Source organism: Micromonospora sp. NPDC049139, assembly GCF_055586845.1.
On sequence record NZ_JBVJHK010000026.1, the window covers coordinates 53,368 to 67,427 of the forward strand.

The window sequence follows — 14,060 nt, forward strand, 5'->3', positions numbered from 1 at the left end:
TCCGTCCTTTCCTAGGACCGGCTGGTCAGCGCGTCGGTGATCGCCGCCATGACCACGATCGGGGAGAGCAGGGCGCGCGGATCGACCGGTGACCGCCCCTGGTCGCAGGCGTCGACGAACCGGGCGAGCGCGGGGGCGTTGTAGTCGGGGCCGATCGTCGGGGACTCGGTCAGTACGCCGCGCGTCCCGGTGGCCACCACCTGGAACGGGACGCGGTCGTCGGTGGGCGTGACGAAGGTGAAGGTCACCACGACGTCGCCGATCCGGGTGAGGGCCACCGTGGTGTCGCCTTCGCGGACCAGGTCGACCGATGCCGACTCGGGCTCGACGTGCGGGTCGCCGAGCAGTTGGAGGGCCAGTTCGACCTGATGGATGCCGTAGAAGAACAGGCCTGCCCACTCGCTGTCGGGATCGGCCGGGCCGATGACGGCGAGCTGGCGCAGCCGACCGATCCGTTCCTGTGGGTCGGTGAGCCGGGCGACCTCGGGGACGAACCGCAGGGCCGAGCAGGACACCAGCGGCGCGTGGCCGCGCGCGGCGGCCGCGAGGATCGCCTGGGCGTCGTCGACCGATGCGGCCAGGGGCTTGTCGACCAGCACCGGCAGCCCGGCGTCCAGCAGTGGCTCGGCCTGTTTCCGGTGGTGGCGTCCGTCGCGGCTGCTGACGATCGCCGCGTCGACCCGTCCGATCAGGTCGCTCGGCTCGTCGACGACGAGTTCGATGCCGCCGGTCTCGGACAACGCCGCGTTGCGGTCGGTCGGGCCACCGGCCAGGGCCACCACCCGGTTGCCGGGGTGCCGCTGCTCGGTGTTCAGGAAGCGGATGAAGTGGTCGACGTGCGAGTTCTCGGTGCCGATGATTCCGATCCGTCTCACGCGACTGCCCTCTTCGAAGTCGACGGCCAACTGCCCCCAGCCTCGCCTGCAATCGGTTGCACGTCAAGAGCCTCCCTGGTTGTCGGACTGTCCTGCCTGGAATGGACCTGCTGCACGTTAGCCATGTCCGATGGGCTTGCCGTGCGCGGGGATCGCTCGGTCATCTCCTCGGAGCAACCGATTGCAGTCGAGCTATGCGTGGCCTTACCCTGGCCCGGTGAACCCGGATGGTGCCGCTGACGAGCATCACGAGCCGGAGCAGGGCCGGGACTGGTGGCGGCGGTGGCTGGGTGCGGTCCGCGATCCGGACGGGTCGTGGGAGATCGGCTCGGCGCGGCGGGCCGCCGACGGGACGCTGCGCTGTCCCGTCGACCTGACCTCGTACGGGACGACGATGCGGGCGGAGCTGGTCCGGCCGGCGGGTGAGGACGTCCGCCCGGCCGTGGTCGTGCCGTTCTACGAGGTGGCCACCCTGTTCGGTGAGCCGTGCGCCCGCACCGCCGGCCGCGGTGCCGCCCAACGGGGATCCCAGGCCTACGCCCGGCACCTCGTCGCGCGCGGCTTCGCGGTCCTCGCGGTGCCGTGGTGGTTCGAGTACGTGCTCGATCCGGCGACGGGAACGGCCTCGCTGAGCGAACGGTACGGACCGAGCGCCGCGTCGCACGCGGACTCGTTGGCGATCACCGGTCTGGGCCGCAGCCTGGCCGATCTGTTCCTCGCGGTGGACGCCCTCGCCTGCGTACCGTGGGTCGAGCCCCGGCGGATCGGTGCCTTCGGCCACTCGCTCGGCGGGAAGCTGGCGCTGCACCTGACCGCGTTGGACACGCGGATCGCCGCGGGAGTCGCGCACGAACCGGGCCTGGGCCTGGCGTACTCGAACTGGGCCGATCCCTGGTACCTCGGCGGCGCGGTGCCGCCCGATCGCGACCACGACGACCTGCTCGCCCTGGTCGCGCCCCGACCGTTCCTGCTCGCCGGCGGCGGCGCCTCGGACGGATGGCACAACCACCGTCTGGTCGAGCGGGCCGCCCGACGGTGGCCCGGACCGCCCGGCCTGGAGACCCTCTACCACAACACCGGACACGCCCACCCCGACCACGTCCTGGACGCCTGCTACGCGTGGTTGCGCGGGCGCCTGGCCGCTGTCGACACCCCCGAGGAGACCTGCCCGCCATGACCAAGCCGACCGTCTGCGTCGTCGTCGCCCCCGACGAGTACGACCTGCTGTTCGCGCCGGAGTCCCAGGAGCGACTCCACGACCACGCGGTCGTCGAGTTCGGCGACGGCGACCGGGGGACGGTGCTGCCGCCGGCCGCCGCCGACCGGTTCGACGTCGTCGTCACGTCGTGGAGCACGACGCCGTTCGACCCGGCTCGACTGCGTGGCGAGCGGCTGCGACTCGCCCTGCACTCGGCCGGTTCGATCCGCCGGCTGTTCCCGGCCGCGGTCCTCCGGTCCGGGCTGCGGGTCTGCCAGGCCGGCGCGGCGGCCATGGCGCCCGCCGTCGCCGAGATGGCGCTCACCCTGACCCTCGCCCTGCTGCGGAACCTGCACCGGCACGACCGCGCCCTGTGGACGGAACGTGACTGGGCGGCGGCACGGCAGCCCGTACTGGGCCGGGCGCTGGCGGCGCGCAACGTCGGGATCGTCGGTTTCGGTCGCACCGGACGGGAGTACGCGCGGATGGTGCGGGCGTTGGGCGCGTCGGCGCTGCGCGCGTACGACCCGTACGCCGACCCGGCGGTGGCCGCGGGGCACGGGGTGGAGCTGGTCGGGTTGGCGGAGCTGTTCCGGTGCAGCGACGTCGTCGCCGTGCACGCGCCGTCCACCCCGGAGACCCGGCACCTCGTCGGCCGGGGCGAACTCGCCGCGCTGCCGGACGGCGCGATCGTGGTCAACACGGCCCGCTCCTGGGTCGTCGACGAGGAGGCCCTGCTCGCGGAGCTGGTGCCGGGCCGGCTCTCGGCCGGGTTGGACGTGTTCGACACCGAGCCGCTGCCGGCGACGAGCGCGTTCCTGGGGCTGCCGAACGTCGTCGTCACGCCGCACGTCGCGGGCGGCACGGTCGAGGCGCGACAGACGCAGGGTCGGATCGTGGTCGACGAGCTGTGCCGGTTCGTGGCCGGCGCACCGCTCGGACACGAGGTGACCGTGGAGTCCTACGACCTGCTGGCGTGACCGGGCCGGCGGGCGCGTCGCGGTGAGGGCCGGGTGCGGGCCCCGGCGGGACGGTGGCCGCTCGTCGGTCGTCGACCGGCCACCCTGCACCGACGACCCCCGCTCGCCGGGAATGGTTCGGCCTATCGATGCCCTTGACCGGTGGCGGTGCCGACGCTAGGTTCTCTGCAACCGATTGCACGATAAAGAGCAGGCGGGGGCAGGCTGTTTCAGAAAAGAGGGGGCGGCATGAGCGGTAATTCCAGACTCCGATTGGGCGCCATGGTGCTGACGGTGACGCTGGCCGTCGCCGGCTGCAACGGCGGGGACAGCGCGATGCCGACGGATCCGGGTGCCGTCGAGGGTTCGGTGACCTTCTGGACCTACCCCATCGGGGACAGCGGCAAGGACAGCTACTGGGATCCGGTGGTCGAGCAGTTCAAGCAGAAGTACCCGAAGGTCGACGTCGACGTCGTGGTGCAACCGTTCACCAACCGCGAGGAAACCCTCGTCACGGCGATCGCCGGCAAGCAGGGCCCCGACGTCGTCTACTTCAACCCCGACTTCATCCCCAAGTTCGCCGTCGAGGGCGTGCTGGAGCCCGTCGAGGACGTCATCGCCGACGACCGGGACGACTTCACGCCGGCGGCGCTCGACGCGATGTCGTGGGACGGGAAGCTCTACGGTGTGCCGCTGCTGATGCAGGCGCTGATCGGCGTGTGCAACAAGCAGGTGCTCGCCGCCTCCGGGGTGGAGAAGTGCCCGGAGACCTGGGCGGACATCGAGCAGATGGCGCCGAAGGTGAAGGCGGCCGGATACGTCCCGACCGACTACGTGGCCGCCCAGACCCTCACCCTCAACCACAGCTTCTACCCCTACCTCTGGCAGGCCGGCGGTGAGGTCCTGACCGCCGACGGCAAGAAGGCGGCGTTCAACAGCCCCGAGGGGCTGCGGGCCCTGGAGTTCGTCAAGAAGCTGGTCGACAACGGGTGGACCTCGCAGCGGAGCCTGACCACGGCCGAGACGCTGGAGCAGAGCGCGCTGGGGCAGGGCAAGCAGGCCTACTCGCCCAACAACACGACTGCCAGCCTGGCGAAGCTGTTCAAGCCGGAGGAGTTGGTGGTAAGCCAGCCGCTCACCGACAAGGTGCAGGTCGCGGCCGGCTCGGTGGGTGGCCTGTCGGTGCTGGCCGGCAGCGACGCCAAGGCCGCGTCGAAGGCGTGGATCGACTTCCTGACCAGCCCGGAGCACATGCGGTCCTTCGACCAGAAGAACGGCTACTACGCGCCGAGGAAGTCCGTCACGGGGCTGTACGCGGACAACCCGGGGATGGCCGAGGGCGAGAAGCACCTGGACGTCATCCGGTCGGGCGTCATCCACCCGAAGGCGCGGGAGATCATGAACCTGATCAAGCCGCACCTGCAGGCCGTGCTGCTCGGCAAGACCGCACCCGGGGATGCGCTCGCCGCGGCCGAGAAGGACGTCAACGCGCTCCTCGAGCGCCGCTGATTCACATTCGACGGTCGCAGGCGTGGCCGTATCCGGCACGCCTGCGACCACCGGCGAAGGAGGTGTGGTGAGCGAGCAGGCCGTAGGGACAGTCCAGCCAGTGCCGCAGTCGGGGGCACGACGCGCGAGAAGGCCCTGGTGGCGCTCGCGAGCCGCCTTCGCCGGCTACCTGTTCATCCTGCCGTACGTCCTCTTCTTCCTGGTGTTCCGGATCATCCCCGCGGTCATGGGCATGTTCCTCAGCCTGGGCGACTACGGGATCGCCGGCACCTTCACCTTCGTGGGGACGGAGAACTTCACCCGCCTGTTCGGCGATTCGCTGTTCTGGAACTCGCTGAAGGTCACGGCCTACTACACCCTGCTCACCATCCCGCTCAGCATGGGCGTGTCCCTGGCGATGGCGACGCTGTGCGACCGGACCCTGCGCGGCATGAGCATCTACCGCTCCGTCTTCTTCCTCCCGGTCGTCACCAGCACGGTCATGTCCGGCATCATCTGGGTGTGGATCTTCGAGGTCGACGGTCCGCTCAACTGGCTGCTCAACCTCGTCGGCATCCCGAGCGTGGGCTGGTTGCAGAGCGAGGCCATGGTCATTCCCGCGCTCGCGATCGTGAGCGCGTGGAAGGGCTTCGGCTACAACATGCTCATCCTGCTCGCCGGAATGCTCGCCATCCCCAACGAGTACTACGAGGCCGCCCACGTCGACGGGGCCGGGTGGCGGCGCCGTTACTGGCACGTCACGCTGCCGCTGCTGAAGCCGGCCCTCTTCTTCGTCCTGGTCCTGGAGATCATCGGATCCTTCCAGGTGTTCGACACCATCTACGTGATGACCGGCGGCGGCCCGGTACGCGCCAGCTACTCGCTGACGTACATGATCTACGACCAGGGCTTCGGCTACTTCGACTTCGGTTACGCGAGCGCCGCCGGCGTCGTCCTGCTGGTCATCACCCTCATCACCTCGCTGATCCAGCACCGCCTGATGAACAAGGGGAAGTCGGCATGAGCACCACGGTCGCGCACGCCCCCGCCCCACCGGCGACCAGCACACCGCAGCCTCCCGTACGGCGGCCCGACCGGCGGCGGCGCCGGGCCCTGTGGATGCACGTGCCGCTGGCGCTCTGCGCGGTGGTGACGTTCTTCCCCTTCTGGGCGATGCTCGTGCTGTCCCTGCAACCCAAGCAGGGCGTGGAGCTGCCGGGCTCGCTGCTGCCGGACAGCATCTCGTTCGACGCGTACGCCGACGCCCTCGGCAGCAACCAGGTGTACGAGTGGGCCCTCAACTCGGCGGTCTACTCGCTGGCGTCGGTGGTCCTCGTCCTGCTCTTCGCCTCGATGGCGGGCTACGCGTTCGCCAAGAAGCGGTTCCTGGGCAGAGAGTTCGTCTTCTGGTTGTTCGTCGCGATGCTCATGGTGCCGGGGCACCTGACGCTCATCCCGCTGTTCATCATGGTGTCGGAGATGGGTGGCCTCGACACGATGTGGGGGATGGTCGTGCCCACCATCGCCAACGCCCAGGCCATGTTCCTGATGCGGCAGTTCATCCAGGAGATCCCGGACGAGCTGCTCGAGGCGGCCCGCATCGACGGGGCGAGCGAGTTCCGGGTCTACTGGTCGATCATCCTGCCGCAGACCAAGCCGATCATGGCGACGCTCGGCACCTTCGTCTTCCTGTGGCACTGGAACGACTTCCTCTGGCCGCTGGTGTCCCAGCGCAGTCCCGGCAACTACGTGCTGACGGTGGGTCTGAACAGCCTCCAGGAGCAGGACACCGAGCTGGCCACCACGATGGCCGCCTCCGTCATCACCTTCGTCCCCACCGTCGTGGTCTTCGTCCTCCTGCAGCGGTTCTTCGTCCGCGGCGTGATGATGAGCGGCCTCAAGTAGCGGCGTCACGCGCTCAGCGGCACGCCCTTCCCCCTGTCTATGCCATCGATTGCAGTACCGCGAGGCGCAATCCGGACGAACAGAAGAGGTGCCCTCATGCGATCGCTCCTGCCCAGCGGACTCCGGCGAGGCTCGGTCGTCCTCGCCGCCTGTCTCCCGCTCCTCCTGTTGCTGACGACCACCGCCGCCCCGGCGGCACCCCCCGCTGTCGTGGCGACCACCGGCCAGGTCACCGACCTGGGACCGGCGCTCTACACCGTGAACGTCCGCAACGCCGAATTCGGCACACTGCCCGACGGCACGCCGGTGGCCTACGCGATCTCCAACGGCACCCCGGCCAGCTTCACCGTCGTTGACGCCCGCGACGGCAGGCGGATCACGGCCATCCCGCTCGACGGCTACACCGTCGGCGGCTGGGTGGAGCTGGCGGCCGACGGCACCGTCTACTTCTCCGTACGCGCCCCCACGCCGGCGGCCGTGTTCCGCTTCCACCCGGACACCATGCGGCTGGAGCATCTCGGCGGGATCGCCGGGGAGACCGCCCTCTACTCGGCCACCTTCGACGCGAACGGCGTGCTGTACTTTGGCACCTACCCGCACGCGAAGCTCGTGTCGTTCGACCCGGCGGCCGGCCGGTTCCGCGACTACGGCAGCCTCACCACCGACGCCGCCTACGTCTTCTCGGTCGGGATCGTGGCAGGCAAGGTCTGGGCCGGCACCGGACCGGTGCCCCACCTCTACCAGGTCGACCCGCGATCCGGTCGGACCACCGAGATGTCGGTGCCCGCGCCCCTGCTCGAGAACACCGACTGGTTCATCGGCATCGAGCCCCGCGACGACCTGGTCTTCGTGCGGCTCTCGCCGCGAGGCACGTACGACATGGCGGTGTACGACCTGAAGCGCGAGCGGTGGCTCGACCAGGTCATCGGCAACACCTTCGGCGCGGAACCCACCGCCCAGGGGCGCGACGGCACCTTCTACCTGATGGCCGGCGGAACCCTCACCGGCTACCAGGTGCCCGCCCGCCGCAGCGTCTCGACCGGATTCGAGGACAGCGCCCTGCCGGCCCAGCTGGCCGACGCGGTGGGCACGTACGGGATGAGCCTCGTCGACCTGCGCGAACCGCTCTTCCCCGGCGAGACCGTGGTGGGCATCGACACCGACGGCCGCCTCTGGCACTACAACCTCGCCACCAGACGGTCCCGGATCGTCCCCGCCGACGTGCTGGGCTCACCCGCCGGGGCGCACAGCATGGGCGTCGGCCCCGACGGCACCGTGTACCTGGGCGCCTACCTCAGCAGCGGCGTGATGAGCCGGATCGACCAGGAGTCGCAGCAGGTCGAGCAGATCCGTGGGCCCAAGCAGGCGGACGCGATCGTCAGCCACAACGGGACGATCGCGGTGAGTTCCTACCCCGGCGCCGTCGTGCACACCGGCGATCCGGCGCAGCCCTGGGCCTGGGGCACCAATCCCCGCGAGGTGCTGGAGCTCGGCCGGGGCGAGCCGCACTTCCAGGACCGGATCTTCGCCATGACCTCGGCGGGGGAGCGGCTCGCGGTCGGCAGTGTCCCGGACTACGGGCAGCTCGGCGGCGCGCTGACCCTCGTCGACCCCGCAACCGGGGCCGCCGAGGTCCACCGCGACGTCGTCGACGACCAGAGCGTCGTCTCGCTCGCCTACCGGGACGGGGTCGTCTACGGCGGCACGTCGATCCACGGCGGGCTGTCCAGCGAGCCGACGCAGGACCAGGCGCGGCTGTTCGCCTGGGACGTGGCGGCCGGCCGGCTGGCGTGGAGCGACGTGGTCGTGCCGGGCGCGACGGTCATCCACGAGCTCGAGTTCGGCCCCGACGGCCTGCTGTGGGGGATGGCCGACGACGGCACCGTCTTCGCGTACGACCCGGGTCAACGGAAGGTGGTCCGGTCGGTCGCGTCCGGCCTGCGCAACACCAACACCTGGGGCCGGGTCTCGTCGCTGTACCACCGCCCGGCCGACGGGCTCTTCTACGGCAACGCCGGTGGCCGGCTCTTCCGGTTCGACCCCGGGACGCTGGCGATCGAGGTGCTCGTCGAGTCCGGCGTACGGGAGTCGGCGATGGACGGGCAGGGCCGGATCTACCTCGCCGACGCCACCCACGTCTACCGATTCGATCCCGCGACGACACACCCGTAGCGCCCACCCGGCCCGCTCGCCTCGGCGAGCGGGCCGGCCCGTTTCGCCCATCGTCCCGTCCCGCGTCGACCGAAAGGTGCCACCATGCCAGGTTCATCCAGACCCGGCCCACGCATCCGTCGCAGGGCCCTGCTCGCCCTGCTCCTGGGCGTGGCGTTACTCGCCACGTCCGCCGGGCCCGCACACGCGTCGCCCGCCTCCGATACGAGCGGCGCCGCCGCGCAGCACGACCCGATGGCCGAGTTCGTGGATCTCGGCTCGATGTACACGGCCAACGTGCGGCTCGCGGCGATGGACGTCCGCCCCGACGGCACACCCGTCGTCTACGGCTTCAGCGACGGCACCCCGGTGAGCTTCAACGCCATCGACGCCCGCACCGGCGAGCTGCTGCACACCACGACCTTCCCGGGCTACACCGTCGCCAGTTCCATCGTGGTGGACGACTCCGGGCTGGTCTACTTCAGCGTCCGGGCGCCCAACGACGGCACCCTGTGGCGGTACGACCCCGCGACCGACCAGGTGACCAAGATCGCCACGGGGGTGGTCGGTGAGGGGATGCTGCGGACGCTGCTGATCAGGGACGGCATCCTCTACGGCACCACCTACCCGGACGCCAAGGTCTACTCCTACGACCCCGCCACCGGTGCGTTCCGCGACTACGGCGGTATGACGACCGACGGGGACTACGCCTGGGGCTTCGACGAGGTCGACGGCAGGCTCTGGGTCGGCACGGGCGCGGTCCCGCACCTGTTCAGCCTCGACCCGACGACCGGCGGGAAGACCGAGATCCCGCTGCCGGAGCCGGTGGCGTCGAGGGCCAGCTTCGTCAACCGGGTCACCCGGCACGGCGACCTGGCGTTCGTGCAGTACTCACCGAGCCTGGACGGCCGGAACCACCTCGTCTACGACCTGTCCGCCGGGCAGTGGTGCTGCACCGGCACGATCGGGCAGCCGATCGCCTTCGGCCACATGACCCGCGGCGCCGTGGACGGCCGCTTCTTCTACGCCTCAGGCGACAAGGTCCAGGGCTACGACACCGCCACCCGGCAGACGACCTCCATCGGGTGGGAGGACAGCCCCCTCGCCGCGGCGCTCGGCACCACCCGCGCCTTCGAGCCCATGCAGCTCGGCACCCCGGAGTTCCCGGGCACGACCCTGGTGGGCATGCGCGGCGACGGCACGATCTGGCGGTACAACCTGCAGAACCGCACCGGCGACATCCTGCCGAACGTCATCCGGAGCACCCCGGCGACGGTCCACTCCGTCGGCGCCGGCCCCGACGGAAACGTCTACTTCGGCGCCTACCTCAGCGCCGGCGTCATGGCCCGCGTCAACCGCGGGACGGGCCAGCTCGAGCAGTTGTCGGGGCCGAAGCAGGCGGACAGCATCACCACCCACGGCAACCGGATCGTGGTGGGCAGCTATCCCGGCGCGGAGTACTACGCGGGCGAGGTCGGCGGCGACGCCGCCTGGGACTGGGGCAGCAACCCCCGGCACCTGTTCTCGCTCGGCCGCGCCGAGCTCGGGCAGGACCGGCCGGTGACCCTCGTGTCGGCCGGTGACCTGGTGGTCGGCGGCACCGTCCCCGACTACGGGGAACTGGGCGGCGGCCTCGTGGTCTTCGACCCGGCCAGCGGGGCGTACCAGTTCCACCGCGACGTCGTACCGGACCAGAGCGTGACCGCGCTGACCACCGTCGGCGGGCTCGTCGTCGGCGGCACCTCGATCCACGGCGGGCTGTCGAGCACCCCCACCCGGGACCGGGCCGAACTCTTCGTCTGGGACGTCGAGGCCGGTAAGAAGGTCTGGAGTGCGCCCGTGGTGGGCGGCGGCGCCGTGGTCCAGGCGCTCACCGTCGGCCCGAACGGCATGGTGTGGGGCCTGGTCGGGGACGGCACCGTCTTCGAGTTCGATCCACGCACCCGCACCGTCACGCGATCCTTCGCCCCGGGGTTCGCCGACGGCAACCTGTGGGGCTTCCGCACCGAGCTGTTCTACCGCGCCGCGGACGCCCGCTTCTACGGCAACGCAGGCGGGAAGCTGTTCTGGTTCGACCCGCAGACCCTGGAACACGGGCTGGTCCTGGCGCAGGACGTCCGCATCGCCGGCATGGACCGTGACGAGACGATCTACGTCGCGAACAACACCAACGTGTTCCGCTGGGAGCCCGCCGACGACCCGCGCGACTGCGACGCGACGGTCACCGGTACGCACGACGGCCCGCTCCGGGTCACCGAAGGCAAGACCTGCGTCACCGGCGCGGTGGTCGACGGTCCCGTCCAGGTCGGCGCCGGGGCGAGTGTCCGGATCGAGGACTCCCGCGTGCACGGTGGCGTCACCACGGACCAGGCCCGGGTGGTGAGCATCGCCCGGTCCCGCGTCGACGGGGCGGTGTCGATCACGCGTACCAGCGGACGCGTGCTGCTGTCCGGCAACACCGTCGACGGCGTGCTCGCCTGCGCGGAGAACGGCTGGGCGCCGACCGACGACGGCGTCCGCAACGCGGTGACCGGGCAGGTGTCAGGGCAGTGCGTCGGACTGAAGGGAGAGTCGTCGTGAGCGACAACCGACGGAGCCGGGCCTGGGCCCGGTGGATGCTGAGCGCGGTGGTGCTGGCGCCGGTCGCGCTCGTGGCGCCACCCGCGAGCGCCGGTGCGACCGGCGTGACCGCGGGCACGAGCGGGAACCTGCTGGCGAACGCGAGCTTCGAGGAGGTGGGTCCGGACGCCCTGCCCACGGGCTGGGCCCCGGTGTGGCCCGGCTCGGAGAAGTACTACTCCCTCGACGACACCGACGCCAGCGACGGTGCCCGGAGCCTGCGGGTGCGCGACGCGAGCACGACTGCCGGCGCGGGGCTGCGACCCGCGCGGGTGCCGGTGACCGGGGGCACGAGCTACACGTTCTCGATGGACCTCAAGCTCGCCAGCGGCGTCCTGCAACCGACGGTCTACTTCTACGACTCCGCCGGTGCCAGGGTCGCCCAGCCGTACCAGGTGCTGCGCCCGGCACCCGGGGCGTGGGACCGTCAGGCGGCGACGTTCGCGGCGCCGGCCGGCGCGGTGAGCGCGGAGCCGGTCATCTACTCCAGTTCGGTCGGCACCGTCGACGGCCTCGTCGACTCGGTCGCGTTCGCCGCCACCGGCCCCGGTCCACTGCCGCCGGCCGGTGTCGAGCAGGATCTGGGCGAGCCGATCGCCGGCATCACCAACGCCGGGGCGGGCTACACCACCGACTCGGCCGGACGGGACATCGGGGTGGTCATCGGCGGTGGCAGTCCCTCGACGTTCAGCGCGGTGGACATCGTGACCGGTGCGCGGTTGATGAGCCGGACGATGCCGAACGTGATCATGTCCTGGTCGTTCGTCACGACCCCGGACCGCGACATCTACATCGGCACCCAGACCAAGGGGGAGGTGTGGCGGTTCGACCCGGACGACCTCACCCTCGAACTCGTCGCCACCGCGCCGTTCGGTCAGACGCACCTGTGGTCGGCGACCCTCGACGACCGCGGCCGGCCGGTGTGGGGCACCTATCCCGACGGCAAGGTGATCGCCTACGACCCCGCCACGGGGCAGTGGCAGGACTACGGGGTGCAGGTCGACGGCAACATCTACGTGCGCAGCATCGACTCCGACGGTCGGTACGTGTACGCCGGTGGCGGCGCGCTGCGGGCCAGCCTCACCCGCCTCGACACGCACACCGGCGAGATCCGGGAGATCCCGCTGCCACCCGGGCACGACGCCGACACCTTCCTCTACGACGTGACCGTCTCCGGCGGGCTGCTCTTCGCCCGGCCGACGCCCTCGACCGACCTGCTCGTCTACTCGCTGGCCGAGCAGGCGTGGGTGGACGTCGTACCCCAGGTCGTGGGTCTGGCCGTGTCTCCCGAGGTGAGCACCGAGGACAGCGGCGTGCGCCGGCGCGAGGCGCTGATCGCGCCGATCGACGGTGCGGTGATCGCCTACGACCTCGACACCCGGCAGCAGCGCCGGATCTCCATGAACCTCCAGGGATCCGCGGCCCGTGGCTGGGCCCTGATGGAGTTGGGCACCGACGGGTTCCCCGGCACCTCCGTGGTGACCGCGACCAGCAAGTCGATCTTCCACGCCTGGAACCCCGCCACCGGGCGGACGGCCGCGGTACGCGGCGACGCGGAGCTGACGCCGTTCCTGATCCGGTCGATGGCGACCGGCCCGCGCGGCGACGTCTACGTCGGCGGGTACGGATCCCCGCCGGGGATCGCCCGGGTGGACGTGGACAGCGGCGCGACCGAGCCGCTCAACGGTGTCGGACAGACCGAGGGGCTCGTCGCCCACGGCGACCATCTCGTCTTCGGCACCTATCCCGGTGCGCGGATCTACGCCTACGACACCACCCGGCCGTGGGATCCGGCGACGAACCCGGTGACGGACCGCGACCGGGTCGTCTCGCTGGGCAGTCACCAGGATCGACCACTCGGCTGGGTCAGCGCCGGTGACGTCGTGGCCATCGGCTCGATGCCGGACTACGGGCAGCTCGGCGGAGCGCTGTCCCTGTTCAACCCGTCGACCGGTGACCTGCGGGTGTTCCGCGACGTCGTCAAGGACCAGACCCCGCTCGCCCTGGCCTACCGGGACGGCCTCGTCTACGGCGGCACCGGCATCTGGGGCGGCATCGGCATCGAACCGACCACCCGCGAGGGCAAGCTGTTCGTCTTCGACCCGGCGACCGGGAAGGTGGTGTTCGAGACCGTGCCCGTCCCGGGGGAGGAGAACGTCTCGGCCCTCACCTTCGACGACGACGGCAACCTGTGGGGCTTCACCGCGAACGCGCTGTTCAAGTTCGACCCGGACACCCGCACGGTGGTGCTCCGCAAGACCTACTTCGGCGTGGACGACAGCAAGATCTACGCGACCGGCCGGGAGCTCTTCTGGCACCACGGGAAGCTCGTCGGCACCTCGACCGGCCGGCTCTTCGAGATCGACCCCGCGACTCTGGAGATGACGGTCCTGCAGAGCGGGACGCAGAACCTGGCCATCGACCGCAACGGCTCCTACTACTACAACCGGGGCAGCACCCTGTACCGGTGGGTGCCGGAGCCCGTGGCGCCCGCCTGCGACCGGACGGTCACCGGAACGCACCACGGCGACCTCGCGGTCGCGGCCGGGACGACCTGTGTCCGGAACGCCGACGTCCGGGGCGACGTCGTCGTAGGCCCCGGCGCGGGCGTACTCGTGGAGGATTCACAGCTGCAGGGCGGGGTGGAGGCCGACCACGCGCGCGCCGTGTGGCTCCGCCGGGCCCAGGTCCGCGGCGCGGTGAGCGTGGCCGGCACCGGCGGCTGGGTGGTGCTGTCGGGCAACCGGATCTCGGGATCACTGACCTGCACCGGGAACGACAGCGACCCGACCGACCGGGGCGAGCCCAACAGCGTCACCGGCGACAGCCTGGGGCAGTGCGCCGGCATGTGACGGCGGCGGCACC

Annotated in this window: 9 protein-coding genes; 8 read left to right on the plus strand and 1 reads right to left on the minus strand. The window is 71.0% G+C overall.

Annotated elements, in window-relative coordinates:
• Positions 1-11 precede the first annotated feature (11 nt).
• Complete coding sequence (locus ACZ6Q9_RS30465) at positions 12-875, minus strand: Gfo/Idh/MocA family protein (protein ID WP_393269165.1); 864 nt, start codon at positions 873-875, stop codon at positions 12-14.
• Positions 876-1,092: 217 nt separating this feature from the next.
• On the opposite strand from ACZ6Q9_RS30465, the gene ACZ6Q9_RS30470 reads away from it, so the two are divergent.
• The 8 genes from ACZ6Q9_RS30470 to ACZ6Q9_RS30505 all read left to right on the plus strand — a co-directional run bounded on the left by ACZ6Q9_RS30470 (position 1,093) and on the right by ACZ6Q9_RS30505 (position 14,047).
• On the plus strand, positions 1,093-2,052 hold the full coding sequence (locus ACZ6Q9_RS30470) for an alpha/beta hydrolase family protein (protein ID WP_396830526.1): 960 nt from the start codon (positions 1,093-1,095) through the stop codon (positions 2,050-2,052).
• Positions 2,049-3,053, plus strand: a complete 1,005-nt coding sequence (locus tag ACZ6Q9_RS30475) for a hydroxyacid dehydrogenase (protein WP_396830528.1) — start codon at positions 2,049-2,051, stop codon at positions 3,051-3,053. Before ACZ6Q9_RS30470 ends, ACZ6Q9_RS30475 begins: the two co-directional genes overlap by 4 nt.
• Before the next feature lie 261 nt (positions 3,054-3,314).
• Entirely contained in the window at positions 3,315-4,541 is a 1,227-nt protein-coding gene (locus tag ACZ6Q9_RS30480) for an ABC transporter substrate-binding protein (RefSeq protein WP_396830529.1), read from the plus strand.
• 67 nt (positions 4,542-4,608) lie between these two features.
• On the plus strand, positions 4,609-5,544 hold the full coding sequence (locus ACZ6Q9_RS30485) for a carbohydrate ABC transporter permease (protein ID WP_393269176.1): 936 nt from the start codon (positions 4,609-4,611) through the stop codon (positions 5,542-5,544).
• The gene (locus ACZ6Q9_RS30490; protein WP_396830530.1) at positions 5,541-6,425 is read left to right on the plus strand and encodes a carbohydrate ABC transporter permease; all 885 of its coding nucleotides are present in this window, start codon (positions 5,541-5,543) and stop codon (positions 6,423-6,425) included. The genes ACZ6Q9_RS30485 and ACZ6Q9_RS30490 overlap by 4 nt, the downstream gene beginning before the upstream one ends.
• A 96-nt stretch (positions 6,426-6,521) precedes the next feature.
• Entirely contained in the window at positions 6,522-8,597 is a 2,076-nt protein-coding gene (locus ACZ6Q9_RS30495; protein ID WP_396830532.1) for a hypothetical protein, read from the plus strand.
• 84 nt (positions 8,598-8,681) lie between these two features.
• Positions 8,682-11,156, plus strand: coding sequence for a hypothetical protein (locus tag ACZ6Q9_RS30500; RefSeq protein WP_396830534.1), 2,475 nt, complete (start codon positions 8,682-8,684; stop codon positions 11,154-11,156).
• Entirely contained in the window at positions 11,153-14,047 is a 2,895-nt protein-coding gene (locus ACZ6Q9_RS30505) for a carbohydrate binding domain-containing protein (RefSeq protein ID WP_466021453.1), read from the plus strand. Before ACZ6Q9_RS30500 ends, ACZ6Q9_RS30505 begins: the two co-directional genes overlap by 4 nt.
• Positions 14,048-14,060: the final 13 nt, after the last annotated feature.